This window comes from Clostridium moutaii, from assembly GCF_041205085.1.
GTDB classification, from domain to species: domain Bacteria; phylum Bacillota; class Clostridia; order Clostridiales; family Clostridiaceae; genus Clostridium_B; species Clostridium_B moutaii.
The window spans coordinates 80,361-104,766 of record NZ_JBGEWD010000009.1; the positions used below are offsets into that span (position 1 = coordinate 80,361).

At 33.3% G+C, this 24,406-nt stretch carries 21 protein-coding genes; 5 read left to right on the plus strand and 16 right to left on the minus strand.

Going from position 1 to position 24,406, the window contains the following annotated elements; genetic code table 11:
• Positions 1 to 31: 31 nt before the first annotated feature.
• The 3 genes from AB8U03_RS10640 to AB8U03_RS10650 are packed head-to-tail and all read left to right on the plus strand — an operon-like array spanning position 32 to position 3,417.
• Entirely contained in the window at positions 32 to 1,093 is a 1,062-nt protein-coding gene (locus tag AB8U03_RS10640) for a sugar phosphate nucleotidyltransferase (RefSeq protein WP_369704536.1), read from the plus strand.
• Between the two features lie 21 nt (positions 1,094 to 1,114).
• Positions 1,115 to 2,275, plus strand: a complete 1,161-nt coding sequence (locus AB8U03_RS10645) for a glycosyltransferase family 4 protein (RefSeq protein ID WP_369704537.1) — start codon at positions 1,115 to 1,117, stop codon at positions 2,273 to 2,275.
• Between the two features lie 5 nt (positions 2,276 to 2,280).
• Complete coding sequence (locus AB8U03_RS10650) at positions 2,281 to 3,417, plus strand: glycosyltransferase (RefSeq protein ID WP_369704538.1); 1,137 nt, start codon at positions 2,281 to 2,283, stop codon at positions 3,415 to 3,417.
• Positions 3,418 to 3,526: 109 nt separating this feature from the next.
• Here the strand turns inward: AB8U03_RS10650 and AB8U03_RS10655 are convergent, their stop codons facing one another.
• From AB8U03_RS10655 to AB8U03_RS10695, 9 genes are all read right to left on the minus strand, one after another.
• Positions 3,527 to 4,624 (minus strand): glycerol dehydrogenase, encoded by a 1,098-nt coding sequence (locus AB8U03_RS10655; RefSeq protein WP_369704539.1) that lies wholly within the window; start codon positions 4,622 to 4,624, stop codon positions 3,527 to 3,529.
• Between the two features lie 120 nt (positions 4,625 to 4,744).
• On the minus strand, positions 4,745 to 5,758 hold the full coding sequence (locus AB8U03_RS10660; RefSeq protein WP_369704540.1) for an SPL family radical SAM protein: 1,014 nt from the start codon (positions 5,756 to 5,758) through the stop codon (positions 4,745 to 4,747).
• A complete protein-coding gene (locus tag AB8U03_RS10665; RefSeq protein WP_369704541.1) occupies positions 5,724 to 6,593 on the minus strand; it encodes a 5'-methylthioadenosine/S-adenosylhomocysteine nucleosidase family protein in 870 nt (289 codons plus the stop codon). The genes AB8U03_RS10660 and AB8U03_RS10665 overlap by 35 nt, the downstream gene beginning before the upstream one ends.
• A 283-nt stretch (positions 6,594 to 6,876) precedes the next feature.
• Entirely contained in the window at positions 6,877 to 8,898 is a 2,022-nt protein-coding gene (locus tag AB8U03_RS10670; RefSeq protein WP_369704542.1) for a methyl-accepting chemotaxis protein, read from the minus strand.
• Positions 8,899 to 9,261: 363 nt separating this feature from the next.
• A complete protein-coding gene (locus tag AB8U03_RS10675; protein ID WP_369704543.1) occupies positions 9,262 to 9,849 on the minus strand; it encodes a protein kinase in 588 nt (195 codons plus the stop codon).
• Positions 9,850 to 9,982: 133 nt separating this feature from the next.
• A complete protein-coding gene (locus tag AB8U03_RS10680; RefSeq protein ID WP_369704608.1) occupies positions 9,983 to 11,434 on the minus strand; it encodes an MDR family MFS transporter in 1,452 nt (483 codons plus the stop codon).
• Positions 11,435 to 11,520: 86 nt separating this feature from the next.
• A complete protein-coding gene (locus AB8U03_RS10685) occupies positions 11,521 to 12,693 on the minus strand; it encodes a PDDEXK nuclease domain-containing protein (protein ID WP_369704544.1) in 1,173 nt (390 codons plus the stop codon).
• A 126-nt stretch (positions 12,694 to 12,819) separates the two neighbouring features.
• Positions 12,820 to 13,743 carry a ribonuclease Z gene (locus AB8U03_RS10690; protein WP_369704545.1) on the minus strand — a complete coding sequence of 308 codons (924 nt, stop codon included), beginning with the start codon at positions 13,741 to 13,743 and terminating at the stop codon, positions 12,820 to 12,822.
• A 246-nt stretch (positions 13,744 to 13,989) separates the two neighbouring features.
• Positions 13,990 to 14,211, minus strand: coding sequence for a helix-turn-helix domain-containing protein (locus tag AB8U03_RS10695; protein WP_369704546.1), 222 nt, complete (start codon positions 14,209 to 14,211; stop codon positions 13,990 to 13,992).
• 222 nt (positions 14,212 to 14,433) lie between these two features.
• Here AB8U03_RS10695 and AB8U03_RS10700 point away from each other — a divergent pair, with 222 nt between their 5' ends.
• Positions 14,434 to 15,420, plus strand: coding sequence for a biotin--[acetyl-CoA-carboxylase] ligase (locus tag AB8U03_RS10700; protein ID WP_369704547.1), 987 nt, complete (start codon positions 14,434 to 14,436; stop codon positions 15,418 to 15,420).
• Between the two features lie 284 nt (positions 15,421 to 15,704).
• The gene (gene iadA / locus AB8U03_RS10705) at positions 15,705 to 16,871 is read left to right on the plus strand and encodes a beta-aspartyl-peptidase (RefSeq protein ID WP_369704548.1); all 1,167 of its coding nucleotides are present in this window, start codon (positions 15,705 to 15,707) and stop codon (positions 16,869 to 16,871) included.
• 18 nt (positions 16,872 to 16,889) lie between these two features.
• Here iadA and grdD read toward each other — a convergent pair whose 3' ends face one another.
• From grdD to trxB, 7 genes are all read right to left on the minus strand, one after another.
• On the minus strand, positions 16,890 to 18,029 hold the full coding sequence (grdD, locus tag AB8U03_RS10710) for a glycine/sarcosine/betaine reductase complex component C subunit alpha (protein ID WP_369704549.1): 1,140 nt from the start codon (positions 18,027 to 18,029) through the stop codon (positions 16,890 to 16,892).
• 43 nt (positions 18,030 to 18,072) lie between these two features.
• Positions 18,073 to 19,605 (minus strand): glycine/sarcosine/betaine reductase complex component C subunit beta, encoded by a 1,533-nt coding sequence (gene grdC / locus AB8U03_RS10715; RefSeq protein WP_369704550.1) that lies wholly within the window; start codon positions 19,603 to 19,605, stop codon positions 18,073 to 18,075.
• A gap of 109 nt (positions 19,606 to 19,714) precedes the next feature.
• Entirely contained in the window at positions 19,715 to 21,019 is a 1,305-nt protein-coding gene (grdB, locus tag AB8U03_RS10720; protein WP_369704551.1) for a glycine reductase complex selenoprotein B, read from the minus strand.
• A gap of 47 nt (positions 21,020 to 21,066) precedes the next feature.
• Positions 21,067 to 21,531: a glycine/sarcosine/betaine reductase complex selenoprotein A gene (gene grdA, locus AB8U03_RS10725; RefSeq protein WP_369704552.1), complete on the minus strand. Its 465-nt coding sequence runs from the start codon at positions 21,529 to 21,531 to the stop codon at positions 21,067 to 21,069.
• Positions 21,532 to 21,733: 202 nt separating this feature from the next.
• Positions 21,734 to 23,020 carry a glycine/sarcosine/betaine reductase component B subunit gene (locus AB8U03_RS10730; RefSeq protein ID WP_369704553.1) on the minus strand — a complete coding sequence of 429 codons (1,287 nt, stop codon included), beginning with the start codon at positions 23,018 to 23,020 and terminating at the stop codon, positions 21,734 to 21,736.
• Positions 23,021 to 23,076: 56 nt separating this feature from the next.
• Positions 23,077 to 23,409: a thioredoxin TrxA gene (gene trxA, locus AB8U03_RS10735; protein ID WP_369704554.1), complete on the minus strand. Its 333-nt coding sequence runs from the start codon at positions 23,407 to 23,409 to the stop codon at positions 23,077 to 23,079.
• Positions 23,410 to 23,426: 17 nt separating this feature from the next.
• Positions 23,427 to 24,353 (minus strand): thioredoxin-disulfide reductase, encoded by a 927-nt coding sequence (gene trxB / locus AB8U03_RS10740; RefSeq protein WP_369704555.1) that lies wholly within the window; start codon positions 24,351 to 24,353, stop codon positions 23,427 to 23,429.
• Positions 24,354 to 24,406 lie beyond the last annotated feature (53 nt).

Below are 24,406 nucleotides of genomic sequence, written 5' to 3' on the forward strand. Positions count from 1 at the left end.
GAAATTTAATTAACATAAGGGAGGAATCAACATGAAAGCATTACTTTTAGCTGGGGGTAAAGGTACCAGATTAAGACCTCTAACAGATAAGTTACCAAAACCCATGGTTCCAATTATGGGAAAACCGCTTATAGAAAGAGTGATAGCAAAATTAAAAGAAGCCGGAGTTACTGAAGTAGTTCTAAGTACTTGTTATAAATCGCATTACATTGAAAATTATCTGGATAATGGTTCAAAATTAGGGATAAAAATAGATTATGTTTCTGAAGATATGCCTCTTGGCACAGGGGGTGCCATAAAAAACTCCGAGAAATTTTTTGATGATACTTTTATAGTTTTGAATTCTGATATAGTAGATGATATATCCTATAGAGACTTGGTGCAATATCACAAAAAAAAGGGAGCCGCGGTTTCCATAGCTATGACAAAAGTTAAAGATCCCTCTCAATATGGGGTCATAGAATTTGATGAAAATAACTATATAAATGCCTTTAAAGAAAAACCTAAGGAGGGAGAAACAAATTCGAAATGGATAAATGCCGGAGTTTACGTGTTCGAACCAGATGTTTTTAAGGAAATACCTAAAAACAAAATAGTTTCTGTAGAAAGAGACGTTTACCCTCTACTGCTTGAAAAAAATTATAAAATGGCAGCTTATGAATACAATGACTACTGGATTGACGTCGGAACCTTAAAGAAATATATACAAGCACATGTAGATATACTCCACAGCCGATGCAATAAGTTTAAAAAAGCTAATAATCTTTCGGATATAAAAAACATAATTTTTAAAAACAACAATGTAAAAATAAATCCCCATGCAAAAATAATAGGACCGGTGTTTATAGGGAACAATTCTATTATTGGAGCTGGTGCTCAAATAGGTCCTTATGCAGTTATAGGGGACAATTGTCATATAAATCAAATGAGTAACATAAGTAGAAGTATACTTTGGGATAGAGTAAAAATAAATGAAAATGCGAATATAACAAACTCAGTAATAGGCTCGAATTGCACTATAGATAAATATTGTAATCTGCTTAATACAGCCTATGTTTCAAATAATTATGATAACAATCTACTTGCTATATAAAAAACTAAAGAGGTGATACCATTGAGTAAAAATGTAATCTTTTTAAGCACTTATCCCCCCAGGGCATGTGGAATAGCCACATTTACCGCTGATTTAGTTAAAAATTTGGGAGATAAATTTCCTTCTAATAATTATAAAATAGCTGCCATCAACGATGAAAACTATAAATATGGAAAAGATATATGGTCTACTTTAGATCAATTTGACAGGAAGGCTTATGTCCACCTTGCAAACTTGATAAATAATTCCAATATGGATTTAGTTGTAATAGAACATGAATATGGAATATACGGCGGGGACTGCGGAGAATACCTATTGGATTTTATAAACAGCTTAAAAATTCCTTTTATAGCAACCTTTCATACCATATTGTCAAAACCAAACAAAAAGCAGAGGGATATATTAAAAATATTAGGCAGCAAAAGCAAAAAAATTATTACCATGGGAGAAAATTCTATAAAAATTTTAAATCAGGTATACAATATACCTGAAAATAAAATCATAGTGATACCTCATGGAGTGCCAGATATTATTGTAGAGGGAAAAGAACTTTTAAAGGAAAAATTGGGTTATGAAAACAGAAGCGTAATAAGTACTTTTGGTCTTTTAAGCTCTGGGAAAGGTATAGAATATAGTATAGAAGCTATAAGCCAGGTTGTAAAAACTCACCCTGAAGTGCTCTATCTAATACTCGGTCAAACTCATCCTTGTATAAAAAGAACAGAAGGAGAAAGTTATAGAAATAATTTACAAGATTTAGTGTCAAAATTAAATATAAAAGATAATGTGAAATTTGTAAACAAATATCTTACCAAAAAAGAAATAGTACAGTATTTAACCTTGTCTGATATATATATGACACCTTATCTTGCAAGTGAACAGGCAGTAAGTGGTACATTAGCTTATGCTGCTGGGTATGGAAAGGTAATAGTGTCCACACCTTACAGATATGCAGAGGAAATGTTAAAGGACAATAGGGGAATGCTTGCAAAGTTTAAAGATTCAACTTCTCTGGCACAGGCCATAACATATTTGCTTGACAATCCAATAGCCAGAAAAAACATGGAGAAAAACATGTTTGAACTGGGTAGAAAGATGAAATGGCCTTACGTTGCAAAACAATATGAAAATTTATTTTTAAATATAATCAAAGCTAATAAGATCGCAAAGCAGGTGGTGTAGAGCATATGCACATTTTTCAGGAAGAACATTCAACACCTATTTTTATAATGACTGATGATACGGGTATTATTCAACACAGCGTATTTTCAGTTCCGGATCCAAACTCCGGTTACACCACGGATGACAACTCAAGGGCTTTAATTGCAGCTGTAATGCTATATGAAAAATTCAAAAGCAAAAAATATTTAAAATTGATATTTATCTACACTTCTTTTTTATTATATGCTCAAAATAATAAGGGAACTTTTAAAAACTTCATGGATTACAATAGAAATTTTACGGAAGAAGAAGGATCTGAAGATTGTTTTGGGAGATGTTTATGGGCACTGGGATATACCTTTAAATCAAAAGATGTACCGGAATCCATAAAATCTGCAGTTTTAACTATGATATATAGGGCAATTCCCAATGTACCATCCTTAACTTATATAAGAGGAAAATCTTATTCCCTATTGGGATTAAATCTCTTTTATAAAGCTCTTTTGGAAAAAAACAATGATACTATGGCAAAGGAACCCATAGACAGATATCTAAATGGTATTGAAATTTTAAAGACCAATGGTATATCAATGACAACTATGAAGGATTTAATTGATATTTCAAAAGCTCAAATGATGAATATATGCCAATGTCTTACAGATAATTTTGAAATTCATGCCAGCGGATCCTGGCAGTGGTTTGAGGACAGTTTAACTTATGGCAACTCCCTGCTTCCATGGAGTTTATTAAAAAGCGGCAGTACTTTAAATATGAAAAAATATTTGGATACAGCTCTTAAATCATTAAACTTTTTAGAAAAACTTTGCTTTTCAAAAGGCTATTTTAAACCTATCGGCAGCAATACCTGGTTTAAAAAGGGAGATGTAATTCCTTCTGAATTCGATGAACAACCTATAGAAGCCTGCGGTACATGTATTATGTATACGGAAGCATATAAAATATTAAAGGATATAAAATATCTGGATAAGGCTCATATCTGCCACGAATGGTTCCTGGGGAAAAACTCCAGAAACAAAGTTCTAGTAGATAACTTTACCAATGGTAGTTATGATGGAATAATGAAAACTCATGTGAATTTAAATGAAGGAGCAGAAAGTATACTTGCAAAAATAATAACTGAACTGACTTTAGATACCCTGTAATAGTCAATGTGTATTTACAACAACAGGTAAACACAATTATAATGCTTATGTAATCCATAAATAATTGCCAGTTTTTGATCATATTTCAAATCAAAAACTGGCAATTATTTTATAGCTGCTTATACATTTTCCCCAGTTCATCAGCAGTAAGTATTGCCGAATACACATCCTCTTTTGTAACCTTAAAGGGCATATTCCCCATTGTATCATTTTTATCGCAGGAAACTTCTGCGGCCTTCATTATGTCATCCTTGTTTATTTCCTTAATTCCAAGATCTCTTAGGGTAATCGGAAGACCTACTTCAATACAAAAATCTATGACCTCCTCTATTTCTTCTGAAGGACTGTTTTCAAGAATCAACTGAACTAAAGTTCCAAAAGCAACTTTTTCTCCATGATATAATTCATGACACTCTTTAATTACTGTAAATCCATTATGAATAGCATGTGCAGCTGCCAGTCCACTGCTTTCAAATCCAATTCCACTTAAATAAGTATTTGCTTCAATTATATTCTCCAACGCCTTTGTAGACACTTTGTTTATAACAGATAACTTAGCTTTAAGTCCATCTTCCAAAAGTGTATCATAGCATAATTTTGAAAGTGCAAAAGCAGCCTTTGTAGCTTTGCCTCCTGCCATAGTAACTGCTCCTGATCTAACACATGCCCTTGCCTCAAAATAAGTTGCCAGTGCATCTCCCATTCCTGAAACAAGAAGTCTTACTGGAGCCTTTGCCACTATTGATGAATCCACAAGTACCATATCGGGATTTTTAGGAAGTACTAGATATTCACTGAACACACCTTCATCTGTATATATTACAGAAAGTGCACTGCATGGTGCATCAGTAGCAGCTATAGTTGGAACTATTACAACGGGAGTACCTGCATAATATGCAACCGCCTTTGCAGTATCAAATATTTTTCCTCCTCCTATACCAATTACAGCATTGTTATTATTTTGTTTTAGTTTTTTTTGCAATCTGTCTATTTCATTTTTAGAACATTCTCCATTAAAAGCTTCAAAATGTAACGAACAATCTTTTCCTTTAAAGCTCTCTTCTATTTTTTCTCTTGTTCTCTTAATTCCATTTTCACTGGCTATTATAAAAAAGCTATTACCAAGCTCTTTAACATAATCAGCTATTTTATTAAGTTCTCCATTTCCCTGTACATATTTTCCTGTTGATATGATAATTCTTGACATCCTTAATTACTCCTTTATTCAATTATTTTTAATAACTTGATCTATATTATACCCTGAAAATCGCTTTTATAAAAGATGAAACTCCATTTGCAACTGCTCCTTTCATTTTAATAATACTGATCATTGTATAAATATCTTATCCTTTGTAACGTAATTGGAAACTATATTGTATACAAAATCTACCATTTTCCTGTGATGCGCTTCATCATAAGTGCAGACCCCATCTAATGTTTTAAAGGGATAGGAAAGCAAACTGGAATCAGGATTTGACCTTATCATATTTTTAAAATAGCTTTTTGAAATTCTGAACACTCCTATACTGATATCCTGTACCTTCTCTACTGGAATAATTTCAAAGGTTTCTTCTATACATTTTTTATAATATTTATCCCAATTTTCAACATACAATATGGGATCAAAACATATTCTCACCTTCCACCCTTTCTCCAAGGCACTTTTAGCTGATTTCAATCTTGAGTTTAACTCCGGAGCACCTGTTTCGTATTTCCGGGCAATTTCATCTGGTGAAATTGTCCATGCAAGTACCACATTGTCCAGAGGTGCAACATCTTCTATACTCTTAAAATTAGAACTTTTGGTTCTAACTTCTATTTTTAAATCATTCTTTTTTTCGGCAAATTCCAGCCACTTATTCAAAAATCCCGTTATACCCTCAAAAGCCATGATATCCGTGTCATAAGATATGCATATATATACAGGATGTTTTTTCAAGATACAGTTCAACTGGTAAAAAACATCCTGTATATTCACGAATATAACTGCATTTGCTGAAGAATACATACCTTGAAGATAACAGTATTCACAATTATACAGACAATTGATTATAGAAGATGTATAGTAAAAATACTTATTCCCAAAATCATCACAAACTTTGGCTCCTTTATAAATTAAATTTCCATCATCATGTGCCAATATTAATTTAGGAGACTTTTTTTGTACTAAAAAATTTTGATTGTGCCTGCAAAAAACATCTTTATAATGCCCTACCCTTATTATCTTTGAACTTTTTAATTTTGAAAGTATGGCTTTTGTATTCTCATCTTCAAAAATCCTGTTTTCTACATAAATATGGGAAAATCTAGATGAACTCAAGCTGTTGCACCAATTTTTCAAAATACATCTTCCTCTCATATTTGGTTTTACAGTAAATTTGAGTAAAAGGTTCAAGCGCAAGCAGTAAATTATCATTTCTAATTTTATAGGATTTGGATAATTTTTTAAGTTCCTGCTGCATGGACACCGATAAATTCAAATTAGATATAATTTCATTTATATAATTCATGTCCTTTTCATCAAGTATATCACTGGGTTTTGCACATTCATGGGCAATATCAAGTATCCATCTGCATATCTTTCCTGAACTTTTTTCAATTAACCCTTCTATTCTTTCTTCATCTACATCATTGCCATATGCATAATCGGATACTACTTTTAAGCAATAAATTCTATGAGGCGGCAAAAATATGGACACAGATTGAAAAAAAGCAGCTCCCTCCATATCCATAATGTCTCCTTTTATCTTTTCAACTTGTTCATGATCCAGCACTTTAGGAAAACTCTCCAGACATCCTTCTTCAAAAGGATGTCTGAATATCATATCAGGATAAAAGTCCCTATTGGTTACACCATCTGTTATTTTATTGCAAAGTACTACAGTCCCTGTTTTAAAACTTTTATTTTTGCTTGCACATAATCCTATATTTATAAAAGTATCATATTTATTCACATCAAATCTACCTATAATATAACTACAGGCACTGGCTTCATTTACAGCACCAGCCTTACTTATTACAATTACAATTTCGTCATTTTTAAAAACCTGGAACTTGTTTACGGAATTATACTTTTTCAAAGAGAACTTTTTTATAAAAGGCTCTGCTTCACAATATAATGCTGTTGATATAAAAATCATATAATATCCTGATCTCCAGCTATCAGGATTTTTCACCTCAACTTTCTCTTATATTTTTTATCACAGTACCATAACCTCATATGAATTCATATGAATTATCATACTATAATAATTAATTTAAAGAAAGCCTTAGATCTATAATTCCAACCTATTTTACAATTTATTTGCTCATGTATTTACCATGAAAAAATACTTTAAAGTAAGTTTTACACATATAAAAATACCTCGATAACTCAAGGTTCTTTTTATCCCAAGGCTGCCCACTTAAAACACATCCCCCACCTTTACAAGGTGGGGGATGATAAGCTGTATCAATTGTTTATATTTTAAATTTATCTGTTTCCTCATTCAATTTGTTTACGATATCGTTAAGCTCTGATGCATATTTGTCCACATTTTCTGAAGATGCGAACATCTCTTCTGAAGATGCCGATATTTCTTGTGAAGATGCAGAAGTTTCTTCAGATACCGCAGTTACAGACTCTACTTTGCCCAGAACATCATCTTTTGATTTAACGGTCATTTTTAAAGAATTATAGGTATTTTCAAGTAAAGGTCCTATGCCTTCTACTGCATGTGATATTTTTTCAAAGGAATTTTTAGTACCGTTTACTGTATCCTCCTGATTTTCAACAAGGCTGTTTACCTTATTTGAGGTCAAGATTACATCCTTGGTTTCATTGCTTATGGATTGTATAATATGCTGTATCTGTTCTGTTGACTCTTTTGACTTCTCCGCCAGCTGTCTTACTTCTTCTGCTACTACAGCAAAACCTTTTCCTGCCTCTCCTGCCCTAGCCGCTTCTATAGCTGCATTTAATGCAAGTAAATTTGTCTGATCCAGTATCCCATTTATTACATCCGTTATGCTTCCCACCTTGGATACGCTGCTGCTGAGACCGTTTATTTTCTCAGAAACTGCTCCAAATGATTCTCTTACATCCTTTATCGATTTTAATAACCGATCTATTTGTTTTCTTCCTTCTTCCAATATAATATTAGTTGTCCCTGAACTTTCTTTAACTTCTGAAAGTTTACTATAAATATTTTGCAGTTCATCCGCCAGACCTACCATGCTATTTGAAATTTCAACTAAATCACTGGCCTGTTGGGTAGTACCCCTTGTTACCTCCTGCACTGCACTTGCCACATCATTAGCAGCTCCAGTCATCTGGCCGGAATTTGTTTTTAAATCTGAAGACATGGAACTTACCTTTAAAGAATTATTCTTTATGGTTCCAATAGTATTTCTAAGATTGTCACTCATATTTTTAAAGCTATCTGCCAATATTCCAATTTCATCATTGCTGTTCACATTTATTTCAACATTCAAATCTCCATCCGCTATCTTTTTAGACACATAAACCAACCCGTCTAGAGGTTCTGTTATACCCTTGGATATTTTGAGCAATATGAAAGCGCATACAGCAAAAGCTATAATGGATAACACTACAATTATGCCTATAATATTGTAGACAGCTTTATTGGCATTTTCCATAGAAATGCCTATATCTACAGCACCCGCCGTTTTCCCGTCAATTATTACAGGATATATTACATCATATACATTTATCTGATTCTTATATTTAAACTTGGATGAATAGGGTTTCCCATCTACGGCAGCAGTTCTGCTACCTATATCAGTTAGCTTAATTCCTATTCTGCTTTTGTCTGTATGGGCGATTACTTTCAAATTATTATCCATATACAGTGCGTATATTATGGATTTATCCTTGGTTAAAGTATTTACTATATTTTGTGGCTGCATTTTAGAAGTTAAGCTTTGAATCTTATTTGCCAATATTCCTATTTGAATGATTCCTCCATCTGTATTCTTTATGCAGCCATACTTGTAGTAGTTATTGCTCTTGGTGCTTTTCCTCATATCCTCCATTACAACATTTTTGCCGCCATTTAAAATTTGATAAGCTGAATCCCCCTGTTTATATACATATCCTAAACTAGTGGGCAAATTTGAATATATTATTTTTCCGGTGGGATCTGTAACATTTATTTCATCTACTTGAAACTCTTTGGCAATAACATTTAAATAATCATTGTTTACTTTATCATTATTATCTTTTATAAAGGTTGCCAAAGTACTTATTCTGGTTTCTATAGAGCTATTCAATGTTTTTGTAGACTCCGCATTGTTAGTCATACTGTCGGATATTTGATTGGTCATCATCATTCCGTCAACTTGCATTTGATCGATTACTTTACTTTTAGCTGTCCATATTGATATAGATGCTATTGCTACAATGATTATAAATATCATAATCATAGGTACAGATAAAATTTTGAATTTTAAATGAGTTTTTTGATTATCGTAATTTTCCACAATTATTCACGCTCCTCTTTTGCATATTATTATACATACTTGGAAAATTGTTCAATAGATTAGTCCTATTGCCGAAGTCAATTTTAATATTTTTTCGTATAGTATTAAAAGATTAGTTAAATTACTAAAATACCCATGGTAATTATAGCATATTATATAATAAAATCCAATTTTTCCTCTAAATTATTTGCACTTTATAGAAAAATATGATACTTTTTAGAATAAATTATCACTTTATTCCATGTCTGCTATTGCTAGGACCCCAAATTAGGGATAAACGGTATTACACCCCTGGATAATTTCTTCTAAGGCCCAGTTGGAAAAAAGTATTCCTTATGAGTAAACTCCACCTGAACCCAAGATTCACTTGATACCTCTTCCCAGATATCTTCGTATTTTAAAATTCCATTCTCTGTATTCCTCACTATATTCTTTTTTTACAATTCCTAAAAACTCATCCAGTACTCCCAGCTTACTCAAGCCCTTCATAAGATGTCGTGGATAACTGCAGTTTTTGGAATAATTGTTCTTAGGATCTATTACTTTTATAGAAAAATCATCACTTAAATACAAATCCTTGCACCTTATGTCCAATTTAGTAAATCCCAGTTCTTTAAATTCTTTTATAAGTCGAATCATATTAGCTGCTACTTTTCTATTTAATCCATTTTTCTTAATATAATAATCAAGTCTCTCTCCCTTGGCATAACTTCTCACAATGTAATAATCTCCATGAAAATATACTTGAGGAAAGTATTTGCTTTTGCTTGTTTTTTTCAATATGTCATATTCATTTTTACATACATATTTGCTTTTAAATATTTTAATCACCTTATTATCTTCAAGTAAATACACTATGCCATTATGCCCGCATCCCAGAAAATCAGCTCCTCTCAGCATACTTTCCGCCATTTCATCCAGTTCAATATAATAACCCTCTCTCTTACTCATAAACAAACCTTTCTATATTGTTGTTATTATATTGTATGAGCCTTGATACAATAATTTGATAATAACTTAAATAAAAGTAAAAAAAGCCGGGAAGTAACATTTCTTCCCGACTTCATTTGATAACTTCAAATATCTAATCATTTTCTTTTAAATCCTTTGGTAAAAATAAAGAGAGTATAAGTGAAGCTCCATTAATTATAATAACGCATATGAATAATACATGAAGGCTTGAATTTATTGATTCTTTTATAAATTGCAAAGACACTCCCATATTAACGGACGCTTTAGAATACAGATTACTTGGATCTATTCCTGAAATCCCTATCCTATTAAAATATTTTAATATATTCAAATTAAATATACTTCCAAATATACTTATTCCTACAGTCTGCCCTAAATTACGCAGAAGGGAGTTTGATGCAGTAGCCGCCCCTCTCATATAATAACCTACCGAAGACTGCACTACTATAGTAAGTGTAGTAAAATTACCTCCAAAACCAAACCCTAAAATAGCTACACATAGTATGACTGAAAGCAATGAAGAACTAATTCCCATGTCAAGGAGCAGTACACTTCCCAATAGCACTATAATTGAGCATATTAAAATAATATATTTTTCTCTGTACTTTATTATGCATTTTGCCAAAAATATTGAAGATAAAAGCCATGTAAATGACATAGGTGACATACAAAGGCCTGAAATAGTTGCACCAAATCCCAGTACATTTTGAATGTATAGAGGCATATAAACATCCATTGCTATTAAAGAAGCAGACTCTAAAAAACTTATTACATTTGCTATAATATTAAATTTTGTAAATATTTCAAATGGTATGATAGGTTCTTCTGCCCTCCTCTCCACAAAATAGAAAAAAGCAAAAAAAACCAGTGCCAATATCACATATATAGCGGATAAAATCGTACTTCTGCTTTTTCCATTCCCCTCTGTCAAAAATCCACATAAAAGAAATACAATAGCAGCTGTTAAAATTACACTACCAAAATAATCTATTTTTCTCTTTTTCTTTTGAAAATTTTCAATGAGATTTTTTTGGATAAGTACTATAGATATTATTCCAAAAGGTATGTTTATAAAAAAGATCCAGTGCCAGGATAAAGTATCTATTAAAAATCCTCCTAAAAAAGGTCCTATTAAACTTGATATACCCCATACTGTACTAAGCCACCCTTGAACTTTTGCTCTTTCCGAAATAGAAAATACATCTCCAACTATAGTATATGTAATTGTAAATATGGAACCTGCCCCAATTCCCTGCAGGGCGCGGAATATTATAAGTGAGTATATATTTTGAGAAAGTCCGCATAAAATACTGCCTAATAAAAATATTGCTATTCCAATTGTTAGAACGTTTTTCCTGCCGTATAGATCTGAAAGCTTACCATATATAGGAGTTGTTATTGCAGATGTAATCAGATAACTGGAAAATATCCAGCTTACAAGTCCGAATCCATTCAAATCTTTTATTATAGTTGGAACCGCAGTAGTTACAACTGTCCCCTCTACAGCCGCAAGAAACATGGCCAACATTATTGCAATAATTATATTTCTCTTTTTTAGCTCCATGTTAAATCTCACTTTCTTTAAAAAAGCCTCAGGTCCACCCACTTACCTGAGGTTTTATGTTCTACAAATAATTATTCACCTTAAAATTATGCCGATTTTAGTTTGCTTTTAATCCCACAACCTATTTCTTCTACTGTAGGCAATATGTCTTGATACTGTTGCGGAATATCTTCATTTAATCTGTATTCTGCATCTTCAGATTCTTCCACATCCTTAAAAGCATACTGTACAATTAATTTTTCATCTTCTTTACAAATAATTATACCTATGGAACTGTTATCATCTTTATTTTTAACTGAATCATCCAGTATAGAAAGATGAAAAGTCAGAATGCCAAGATATTCCGGCTTGAATTTTCCAACTTTCAGCTCAACGGCCACGTATCGTTTTAATTTTAAATTGTAAAAAAGTAAATCCACATAATAATCTCCTCCGGAAAGTTCCATATGATATCTATTCCCGACCAATGCAAATCCAGAATTTAGTTCCAAAAAAAATTCCATTGTGTACTTAATAAATTGTTCCTGAAAACACTTCTCTTTTTCCTCATTTAAGTCATTCATAAAATCTATCAAATATTCATCCTTTAATGCTGAAAAATAATTTTTCATATCATCTTCAGATAATTGACCTGCATCTTCATTTGAAATTATATCTTTTATAAAAGGCGAGGTACCTACGGCCTCTTTTTTTTCATTACCCTCACCTTTGGAAGGGTTGTCCACTTCTGATGTAATAATATCTTTATTTTCAACAGATTGCACCTCTTCATTTGTTGTTTCTTCTTCAGTAACTTCTTCCCCATTATCTTCTACTATTCCATACTGTAAATCTATTTTCCTGGCTAAAGTCTCCAAATTCCATCCTTTTTCCAGAGCTTCATTCATGTACTCCACTCTTTTATTTACATTTTTTATCCTATCCACAAGGACCATATTGCATGACCAGCTTATCCTTGAAGCCACATTTTCCACAAAATTCTGAGACTCGTACTCCCCAGCAAACTTAACCATATTTTTTAAATTTTTTTCTGAAAAACTCAGCTTATTTGGAAACTGAGCTTTAAAATATTGTGCTAGAATACTTATAAATTCACTTCCACAGCCCTTGTTTTGCCTTATTAAAATTAAATTCCCAATTTCCCAGTAAAGCATAAACATGTTTTTATTAACAGTTATCAAAGATCTGTTTTTTGAAGAGATGACATCATTCCTCAAATTTTCAAGAAACTTGTCTATATCGTTATAATTTTCTATCATAGTAAAACCACCTCAGAACTGGCATCATTTTAGTTTTAATAATTACATATTTTATTATACGGTAAAATCCATAATATTTCTACCAAATTAAAACTATTTATTCAATATTAAGCCACTCAACTTAACCTAGAAATCACTTGATTCCTTGAAATTGATGCTTTTCACATATCTGTCCTCTCCTATTATTGTATTTTGAAATACATCCCTGGCATTTTTCAAATATATCTCGGGTTCAGGCATTGAAGGACTAAAATGAGTTAACCATAATTCCCTTACTCCTGCCCTTTTGGCAAGAAGTGCTGCCTCTGAAAATACCATATGTTTATACCGAACAGCCTTCGAAATATTTTCATCATCCCCATACATCCCCTCACATATGAACACATCAGAATCTTGAATGAATTTCACCAGTGCTTCCGTTGGTCTGGAGTCTGTACAATAGGATATCTTTAATCCTGTCCTTTCACATCCAAGCACCATATCTGGAGTGTATATACGCTCCCCGTCCTTTATGGTCTCTCCCCTTTGAAGACTGCTCCAAAACATTAAAGGTACTCTATTTTCCAAAGCTTTTTTCCTGTCAAATTTTCTATTTCTGACTATACCTAATGAATATCCCAAGCAAGGTATGCCATGATCCACAGATAATACATTTACATTAAAGTTTCCTATTTTTTTATAATAACTGCCCTTTCCATAAAGTTCAATCAGGTTTATTTTATATGGAAGTACGGGAGCTATAACTCTAAGCCCATTTATCACTTTCAATAACCCAGCAGGTCCCATTATAGTAATAGGATCGGTCCTGCCCGAATTAGCTATTGTGAGCAGTAATCCCGGCAGCCCAGCTATATGATCTGCATGAAAATGTGTGAATAGAATCACATCTATATTCTTGATTTTCCACCCTAAAATTTTTAAGCTAATCTGAGTACCTTCACCGCAATCTATAAGCAGTTTTCTTCCATTGTAAGAAGCTATCATAGAAGTGAGCCATCTTCCTGGCACAGGCATACTCCCCCCACATCCTAACAAACATAAATCCAACATAAACCTATCCCTTCTCTAAATTTAATATATAAATAATACTTCTTTTCAAACAAGAGTATAATTTAGATTTATTCAAACATATAATTTGAACATTCTTACTAAATAGTCAAAGCTGCAGAATTTATCCACAGCTCATTTTTTCAATATAATAATTTAGACTTTTTTATATATCTTTTCCTGATGTTTCCTCTTTTATCCGGTAAATATTTATCCTCTAAATGTAATTTTATGAGAAGTTCTTATTCATCATGCGCTTAATATTAAATCATCAATCTTACAGCCAAGTATCTTTGCTATTACAACAACTTTTTCAAGGCTTGGATTTTTCTTATCTCCTCTCTCCAGCTCTTCTAAATAAGACTTTGAAATTGAAGTTTCAAAACTGGTATTTTTAGTAAGATTTTGAACATCCAAAGTAGTATATCCTAAGCTTACCCTTATATCACGAATTTTTTTTCCGTTTAACATAAGAAAACCCCCTATTTAATATTAACTTCTCTAATTTAAATTATATTACTTTCTTATAAAAATTTACAGATGCGTTTTATTGTCTAATCTATTTATTATTTCTTATTCAACCTCATATAGGAATATTCAACTAAAAAATATTTTACCTGATTATTATGATACAGTTTAAATTTATGAACTGTGCTATAATACTATTAAATAATATAAAAAGGTGGGTTTTACATGAAATATGAAGTACTTCATTTATTGAAAGAAAATAGTGAAACATTTTTATCCGGGCAGCTCATAAGTGAAAAACTAGGGGTAAGCCGCACCTCCATATGGAAGTACATAAAATCATTAAAGGAAGAAGGATATATGATAGATTCTTCTTCCAAAAAGGGGTATAGATTGATAGTTTCTCCAGATGCACTCACTTTTGAGGAAATTAAAAAATATCTAAATACAAAATACATAGGCAAAAAAATTATACATTTTGAAAGTATAAATTCTACAAATGATAAAGCAAAGGAATTGGCCGAACAAGGTGCCGATGACGGAACTATAATAATATCTGAGGAACAGGTAGGTGGTAAAGGTAGACTTGGCAGGCTATGGTGTTCTCCTAAATATAAGGGAATATGGCTGTCTATAATATTGAGGCCAAATATAAATCCAATGAAGGCTCCGGAAATAACTCAAATAGCTGCCGCTGCCATGATAGAAAGTTTAAAGGAATTTGATATAAATGCCAAAGTAAAATGGCCTAACGACATAATAATTGAAGGTAAGAAAGTCTGTGGAATTTTAACAGAAATGAGCGGTGAATTAAACAGAGTAAATTATGTAATTGTTGGAATAGGTATAAACGCCAATTTAGATAAAGGCGATTTTTCAAAAGACCTGCTGGATAAAGCCACTTCTCTTAAAATAGAGATAAATTCCAATGTGGACAGAAAGGCCTTAGTTGGTACTCTGTTAAATAAATTTGAATACCTATACAAAGAATTTCAGGAAAAAGGAAAAATCGGGTTTTCCATAAAAATATGTAAAGATAATTCTGCTGTTATTGGTAAAAATATAAAAATAATTAAAAATACTGATGAAAGCTACGCAAAAGCACTGGATTTAGATGAAGGCGGTGGATTAATAGTCCAGTATGAAGATGGCTCTGTTGAGAAACTGATATCCGGAGAGGTTTCCATAAGGGGACTAAACAAATATATTTAAATTCAGTGCATGTAATTTGATATTATGTAATTTAATAATAATTTTAATAATCGGTCTGGACAGACTTCAAAGTCTCCCTGCTTCTATATTAAAGGAAGGAATACACCACAGTAATTTAAGCTTTTTTACAGTGAATTTCTCATTAATTATGTTTTTTATAGTAGGACTTCTTATCATATTTTTTTTCAAAAGATCAAAAAAGCTTAATTTTCATGAATAACCTTTATTTCTATGTTTAAATTATAATCAAATGACAAACTATAATATTAAAGGATGTGTAAATTATGATTTTAATAAAAAACATAGAAGTATTTGATCCAAGATCCATAGGTAAAAAAAACATATTGATATGCTATGATAAAATAACATATATATCTCAAAGCATAAGTATTCCGGATAAAAATTTCCCCCAGGTGGAAATAATAGACGGTAGTGGATTAAAAGCCATTCCTGGTCTAATTGACCTTCACATACATATAAACGGTGGAGGAGGAGAGGGTGGATTTCAAAACAGAACTCCTGAATTAAATCTTACAAAATTTACGTTAAACGGTGTCACAACTTGTATAGGACTTTTAGGTACAGATGGAATTACAAGAAATATGGGAGGCCTAGTGGCAAAAGCAAGAGCTCTCCAAAAGGAAGGTATAACTACATACTGCTGGACAGGATGTTATGACGTTCCCACTAGAACTCTTACAGACAGCGTCCGTGGAGATATTGTCGCCATAGATAAGATAATAGGAGTTGGTGAAATAGCTGTTTCAGATCACAGAGGGAGCCACCCTTCAGAGGAAGATTTAATACATTTGGCCTGTGAGACCAGAGTAGGCGGCCTTATTTCAGATAAATGCGGAGTCCTTCATATGCATCTGGGAGATGGTAAAAAAGGATTGACTCCCATATTTGATCTAATAGATAATTCAGATATACCTTTTGAAAATTTACTGCCTACACATCTTAATAGAAATAGTCTGTTATCCAAACAGGCTATAGAATATTTAAAGATGGGAGGATTTACCGACATAACCACCGGAATTAGAAATAACGGTAACGACGCCATGAGCTCCTCCCAACTATACAGCACAATATTAAAGGAAAATATTTCTCCTTATCATGTAACTATGAGTTCCGATGCAGGGGGAAGTATGCCCTTTTTCGACTGTAAAGGTAACCTGACCAAATTAACCATAGGTATGCCCTCCACAGATATGGACTCCGTAAGGGAATCTATTGAAAGAGGACTGTCCATGGAAACAGCTCTTATTCCCCTTACTATTTCCCCTGCTAAATTTCTTAAATTTCCACACAAAGGGAAAATAGCAGAAGGATATGATGCAGATTTAGTCTTATTGGACAGTAAATTGAATATTCATACTGTCATAAGCCGTGGAAAACTTATGGTCCAAAACTACAAGCCCCTGGTATATGGAACTTTTGAAGCCAGATAAGAGGGTCAATTCACCCTCTTATTTATATCCAGCTCTTTTCAGAATCTCTATGGCTTTTTCCCCTTTTTCTGACTGCACCAAAATTACAGGCCCCGTACAACCCATACCGCTTTCACAATATATGTCCTTCCTCCACAATACATTACATGCGTTGTCCAATTCCAATATATCTATTCCCGGTATTGCATAAGTAACAATTTCTTTAGCAGGCATTTTCACCTGTTCAACATCTGATGGTTTTTCCTTTATCAATATCTCTTCTAGCCCTGCACATTTTGCTTTTTCAAATTCACTTTTTGCCCTATGGAGTACCTTCCCTTCAGCGCACATTGCACAATACTTCAGCCCTTCACATATAAGAGCTGCTCCTGAGGCCCTGGATACTATATTTATCAACTTATCATAATTCTCTCCTATTCCAGGACCATATCCATATCCCTGGGTTTCATAATTTCCCCCTGTAGTATAGGCTGCAAATATCTTTATAAGCAGGTTTCCAGTTAGTGAATCACAGACCATAATATCTGGAGTACCTGCCAATATATCATTTCCCCTCATCAATACTTCTCCATTTTTTCTAAGAGATTGTGCAAAGTTAATTTCATAGCCCCTATTTTGTAGTTCCTTTAATGCTCTTTGTGCACCTCTAGCTCCATCTATATTCAGAATACCCACTGTGGGATTATCTATTCCAATGGACTTTGCCACAGCAATGCCACCTATGCAATTTTTAACCATGCTATCCACTCTATTTGTAGACATAGTACCTGTGGTAGTTGAAATTATCATATTTTTCCCACTGCCTGGAGCAACCAGTCTGCCTATAGTTGAAATTCCTATGGGAAAATCGAAATGCTGTGTTACGCATCCATCTATCTTTTTTTCTTCAAGAAGGCTTATCATTTTTCTATGACCCTCTTCTGAATTGCTTACTTCTACAATTTCAAAATCACAATCAACTTTTGGTCCTATAAGTACTATATCAAAATCCCCATATTTGCTTCTGGACAGTTGTGCAGCTTTTATCATTTCATTTATTCCATGTTCAGATCCATAAATTGTGAGTCCTATTTTAAATCTCTTCTTGAAAGTACCATTTTCTATACCATCGGCTATATTACTAAATACTTCTGCAATCATTTTTTTTGTTTTATCCATGATTACCCTCCCCACCATGCAAATTTAGCCATATTCATTAATATCAGTCATTTATTAATTGTTGTGCAAATTTTCTCATCTCTTGTGATATGATCTTCTTTATCTCCTCTCTGGTTACTCCAATGTTTTCTTCCTGACCACTGTTTTTTTCTACAAGTATGGATACTCCATCAAACAAATTAGTCATTCTTCCTAAAAATAAACTTCCTTTTCCTATTATCATAAAGTTATTTAATCTACCATTAACTATATGTTCTATACCATGTCCTATAATAGGAATGCCAGATGGGATATGTCCCTGAGTAGGAGCATATCCCGGATATCCATGTTCTTTAACAAACAAAGGCAATTCCTTCCGTTCCACCTGCCCCTTTTTAACTGCCAGAGCCCCTATCATCTTGTAATTTTGTGTAGGCACATCACCTGCACCGGCTGGTTCTGTTATATCCGGTATTTGCATTTCCGGAGCAAACTTGTCTACATCTGTAATCTTCATTCCATTTTTAGTCAGAGGATCAAGCACCAAAGCCTGCATTACAGCTTGGGGTGCAGCACCGTCTCCTATTGTATGTCTTCCAATCACATCAGTCCTAAGCACAGGACTCACTCCGTCATTTTCTGATACAAGAATTGCAAAACCGCCAAGGCAATCCTCCAGTACAGGTATATTTTTCTTCACATGGTCTTTTCCATTCATTCCAAGTTTAGCAGTACACCCACCTGCAAATACTATAACATTTTTGTATATACCTGATTTTACAAAAGCAGCAGCTGTAATCAATGCATGTGCAGGGCCTGCACAAAATCCTCTCATGTCCACACCTGTAGCCCCTTTTATTCCTGCTATTTCACCACAGGCCTTGGCAATATTTCCCCCTCCTCTTTGATTCATATCACCTATGGCTTCTTCTGAACACTCTATTAGATAATCAACCTGATTCACATCTATTCCGGAATTTTTTATAAGATGCATTAGAGCCAAAACTCCTGATGCCTTTACAGATAAATTTTCAATCATAGTATGAGCCGATAGATTGGGATCAAATTCATGAGCTCTTTTTATACATCCTACTAATTTATCCTCTTTATAAAGTCCTTCTGCCTTTTTATCATCTAAAAGTTGTTTTATATTTTTTATATCTTCTCCTTCTTTTAATTGCTCAACTTTCTTATTTAGAATAGGATGTTTTTTAAAATTTTCTTTTACATTTTCCATAAAAGATTTTTCTAAAATTATTAAATCAAATACATCAGAAATCTTCAATAATCCATAGAACTCATCCTGGCACATAATTTCCCCAAACTTCCCAAATCTACTTGCATCTTTCATACTGTTTAAATACCAGGGTCTTTTTATTTCAGATAAATTCTCCGGTGTAATATTTCCTATATAAGTTTGATTAGGAGCATAGGATACAACCTCCTGAAAAGATCTTAAATGACTTTTTATTTCTTTTAAATAGTCTGAATCCGGATTTGTCTTTCTCTCCAGATTTTGAGTAGTACCATTATGTACTACCATATCCGGTGTATTAATTAAAACATAAGAAGCCTTCTTAATAACAGGAAAACTCATTTTAAAACCTCCATTTACCTTTTTAAAAACCAAGGAAATTAAAAACCGCATATTTCAATTTTCAATTTCCCCAAGTATCCAATCTTATATTTAGACTTTACCAATTATTTTATTCAAAAACTTTCTGTCCATCTACTGATGTTGAAAGGGCCTTTAGTGCTTTTTCAACTAACTTATATCTCAATTCAAATTCACCTTTTTTATCCAATGTTGGCTTTCCCAATGGATGAGGTATAGCTATTGTAGGTATTATTCTGTTTGCCCCTACTGTCAATGATATGGGTACTACCGTACACATATGCACTACTGGTAATCCTCCTCTTTCTATTTCTTTTACCATAGTTGCACCGCAACGAGTACAAGTTCCTCAGGTGGATGTCAATATAACTGCATCAACCCCATCAGCCACAAGTTCTTTAACTATATCATTTGCAAATTTCTTAGCAGATGCCACTGCCGTACCATTTCCAACAGTTGAATAATAGTATTTATAGAGAGATCCTATTTTACCTTCTCCTTCCATCTTTCTTAAAACATCTACAGGCAGCACCCTATCTGGATCCTCATTTGCATAGGTTGGATCATAACCACCGTGAGCTGTTTCAAAGGTTTCAGATGTTAGATCTTCAATTCCTTCTATACTGTATTTTCCAAACTTGGAGGCACTGGAGGATTCTATATGATCCGGATTTCCTTTTGGAACTATACCACCGGAAGTAACTAGTGCAATTTTAGCTTTAGCTATATCTTTCACTGCTGGATTTGGACTTACTTTATCAAACACGGGCATTTTAAATTCTGTGGTAAAGCTTTCTCCTCTCAATTTATTGATAAGCATGTCTACCGCTCTTTTAGATCCACGTTTCTCACCAAAAAAATTTTTTCTTATACCCCTTTCAATGTATCCTTCTTCTTCAGGAAAACCTATTTGCTCACCTCTAGCCAATCTTAAGGACAATGATACTATTTTAGGGAGAGCTTTTCTCATACCTGCAGCACTATTTTTAGTTTCAATTATATACAGATACTTTTTAAATAAGTCTGCTCCTGGATTTTCAGGATACATGGCAGTAACAGCGGGGATCCTTAATTTATCCTGAACTTCTTTTGATACCGAACCACATGCCATGCCATATCTGCCTGCATTAAAAGCAGGCCCTGCTATAAACAAATCTGGATTATATTTTTCAATCATACCTATTATTTCTTTTTTTGCATCTTCTATATTTTCATTGAAATAGGAATCTCCACAAATGACTGTAGCAACTATTTCAACTCCTTCCTTCTTAAATAAACCATTTAACCCCATACCAGGACCTATAAAACCTTCTCTTACCTCCGGCTTTATATTTGCCTTATCCTCTCCTCCTATACCAGCATAAAATTGGTTTATATAATGCACAACTCTAATCATATAATTTATACTCCTTTCAAAGTTTTGCAAAATTTTCTATAAAGCTTTTAGTATTTTGAATACTCATCCCTGATTTGTTTAACTTCACTGATTATCTCATCTACATCAAGAACCAGTTCCATCATCCCACATTGCTCATCATAAGTTGCAGCATCACATTCTTCTTTTATTTCCGGCTCCACAATATGATAAACAGCTAATCCCAATTTAATTCCTGCAAGTGGCCCTGCAAAAGTTGGATCTCCAGCACTTACTGTCTCTGCTGAAAGTCCTGAAGCTTCTGCCTCCGCTCCACCTAAAATTACGACTATATTTTCTGCACCATATTTTTGTGTTAAATCTTTTACTCTCTGTTGGATCTCCAGATCCATAGCTCCCGCAGCAGTTCAAACAAAACATTCTGTAGAAGCAAATATAACTTCTGCTCCAGTTGATTTTACACATGCTTCAATAGCTTGACCAGGTATACCATCTCTATCTCCTATGGCAATGACCTTTTTCCCTTTTAACATTTTTTATCATTCCTTTCAAAAATATATTACAATATTGCCAACATTCTATTTATATTTACATAATCATATTTTATCTGTCACTAAATTGCTATTTCATTTTAAAATACTGCTTATCATTTTCTTTTATTTATTTTATAATAAGATTTGAACGTTTTATATTTTTATTATTTAGGGACATTTTGTCTGCACTAATTTAATTGAACTAATATCCTTTGGAAGTCAATTTGGTAAATCCAACTTCGCTAGTAGCTCCAGTTACCACCTGGAGTTCAGCTTCTATAGTACCATCTGGCCTTAGACTTTTCACATGGCCACCTGCAATTATATTAGCAGCTTCAGGGTGTCCTATTATTTTTTTCATTTTAGGAAGCTCAATTATCTCATTTGCATTTCCTGCTGTAACAACTGCATCTCCTTTAGCTGTAGAATCTGCCAGGGATTGAGATGCACCATCTCGGCCTGCATATTCATCAGTTATAAGCACAGTTTTTATACCCATATCCGATATCTTATTACAATTCATTACAAGATCGGCATCTGGATTTCCAAATCCTTCTTCTGATATAATAACTGCATCAGCTCCAAGGTATTTCACCAGTTTAGCTGTAAAATCAGAGGATCTTTCTTTGTCTGCCAGGTATACGTTTTCATTTGTAATTACACAACCTAAGAAATTGATGTCTTTTCCATGTCTATCATACAAATCTTCGATAACCGGATTATTCAAATGCACGTAAGTTGGATTCTTGTCGCAGGCAGATACACAATTTCCGCTGACTATTGCACCATCAAATATTTCTGTAGGATATAAAAAGGTTGGTATAATTTTTTTTGCATCAACTCCATAGACATAGGTATCATGCATTAATCCCTGACTTTGAAGCATATATACATAAACCACCTTAGGCAGATTACTATATTTTTTTACTTGCTCTAATAAAGGCAATGTTTCATAAACCTTTACTTCATCTGGTTCTACATTCCTTGCAGCTTCACCAAGATAAGCAGCCGCTTTAAAGCCAACCATTCTGATGGCCTCTTCATGTTCGTGCTGTTTTATTCCCTGTTTTGGTTCACAAATTATAACTAAATTATTTGTTTTTGAAAAAGGAGTATATTTTGCTCCCTCACCACTCATATCTATGATGCCCTCTTGAAATCCAACAATACTTCCCGTAGTAACTACAGCAGCTCCATTTAACACATGTGTTTTACCCTCTCCAACGGTATCAACCTTACTTATGAATCCCGGAAATATACCTCCTTTTCCCTCAACCTTAACTCTGGGCTCAATTACATCTTTTACAGGTATGATCCTAGTTTCATCACCTGGCCTGGCGATATCCACTTCCATTTGTCCAATTCTCTCATCGCCACTGATTTTTTCTATCAATTCATTTTTGTTTACATAGAGAACCTCATCTGCAACCTTTGTTTCATTTCCAAATTGAATATCCTTAATATGAATTTTTCCAATTTCTAGTTGCAATATATTCACCTCCAAATTTATTAAATTAAGAATTTAAAATATTAAATTCTTAATTCTTACAATGTAGTATAATAGGATTTAATAAATTCTTCCACATCATCTAAAGATGTTATTTTATCAGCAGTAATAGCATTGATCCTTTCTCCCTTATTATAAAGTACCATAGTAGGTAACCCCAAGACCTTTTGACCTATTGCCAGCCTCCTAGCTTTACTTATATTGAGGCTTGAAAACTTAACTTTGTCTCCATATTTATCTTCTAATTTGTGCACTTCAGGCATAAGCTGTTTGCATATTTCACATTTATCCCCCCAGTAATCTACAAATACTGGTTTATCAGTATAATCTAACACCTCTTCATTAAAATTTTGTTTTGTTAATTCAATCATTGTAATTTCCTCCTATTTCAAATTTTATTTTTTTCTATATAACCTTCTGCAGTAGTTGCTGCAATGGCACCGTCTGCTGCTGCAGTTATAACCTGTCTTAAAGATTTTTTTCTTATATCTCCTGCTGCAAATACACCTGAAATATCAGTTCTCATATCCTCATCTGTCAAAATATAACCTTTTTCATCCATAGTTACTTTTCCCTTAAATAATTGTGATATGGGATCATATCCTACAAATACAAAGCATCCATCTACTTTTAATTTACGAATTTCACCTGTAATTTTATTTTTTATAACCAATTGTTCCAATATCTCTTTTCCTACAGCTTCTTCCACAGTAGAATTCCATATGAATTTTATTTTAGAATTATGGAAAGCCTTATCCTGCAAGGATTTTGTTGCTCTTAATGCATCCCTTCTGTGTATAACCGTAACACTCTCCGCAAATTTTGTAAGATAGATAGCCTCTGTAATAGCTGAATCTCCCCCACCTATTACTGCTACATCTAAGTCTGTAAAAAAATCCGCATCACAAGTTGCACAATATGAAATTCCCCTGCCTCTCAATTCTCTTTCATTTTTAAAACCTGAAAGCCTTGGATTTGCACCTGTGGCAATTATTATTGTTCTAGCCCTATAAATATCTTTTTTGCTCTTTAAAACCTTAATTACCCCATCCATATCTACATCTACTATCTCATCTTTAGCAAATTTTACACCAAAGTCTGCTGCCTGATTTTTCATTCTCTCACTTAAATTTGTTCCTGTACAATTTTCAATGGAACCTGGGTAATTCTCAAGTTCATCTGTTGTAGTTATCTGTCCCCCATATTTTGTCCTTTCTATCAACAAAGTGTCCATTTTAGATCTTGCTGCATAAAGACCTGAAGATAACCCTGCTGGGCCTCCACCAATTATTATGCAATCATATATATGCTCCATTTTATACCTCCTCGTATTGTTAAAATACAAACAATTTTTTCTATTCAAGTGTA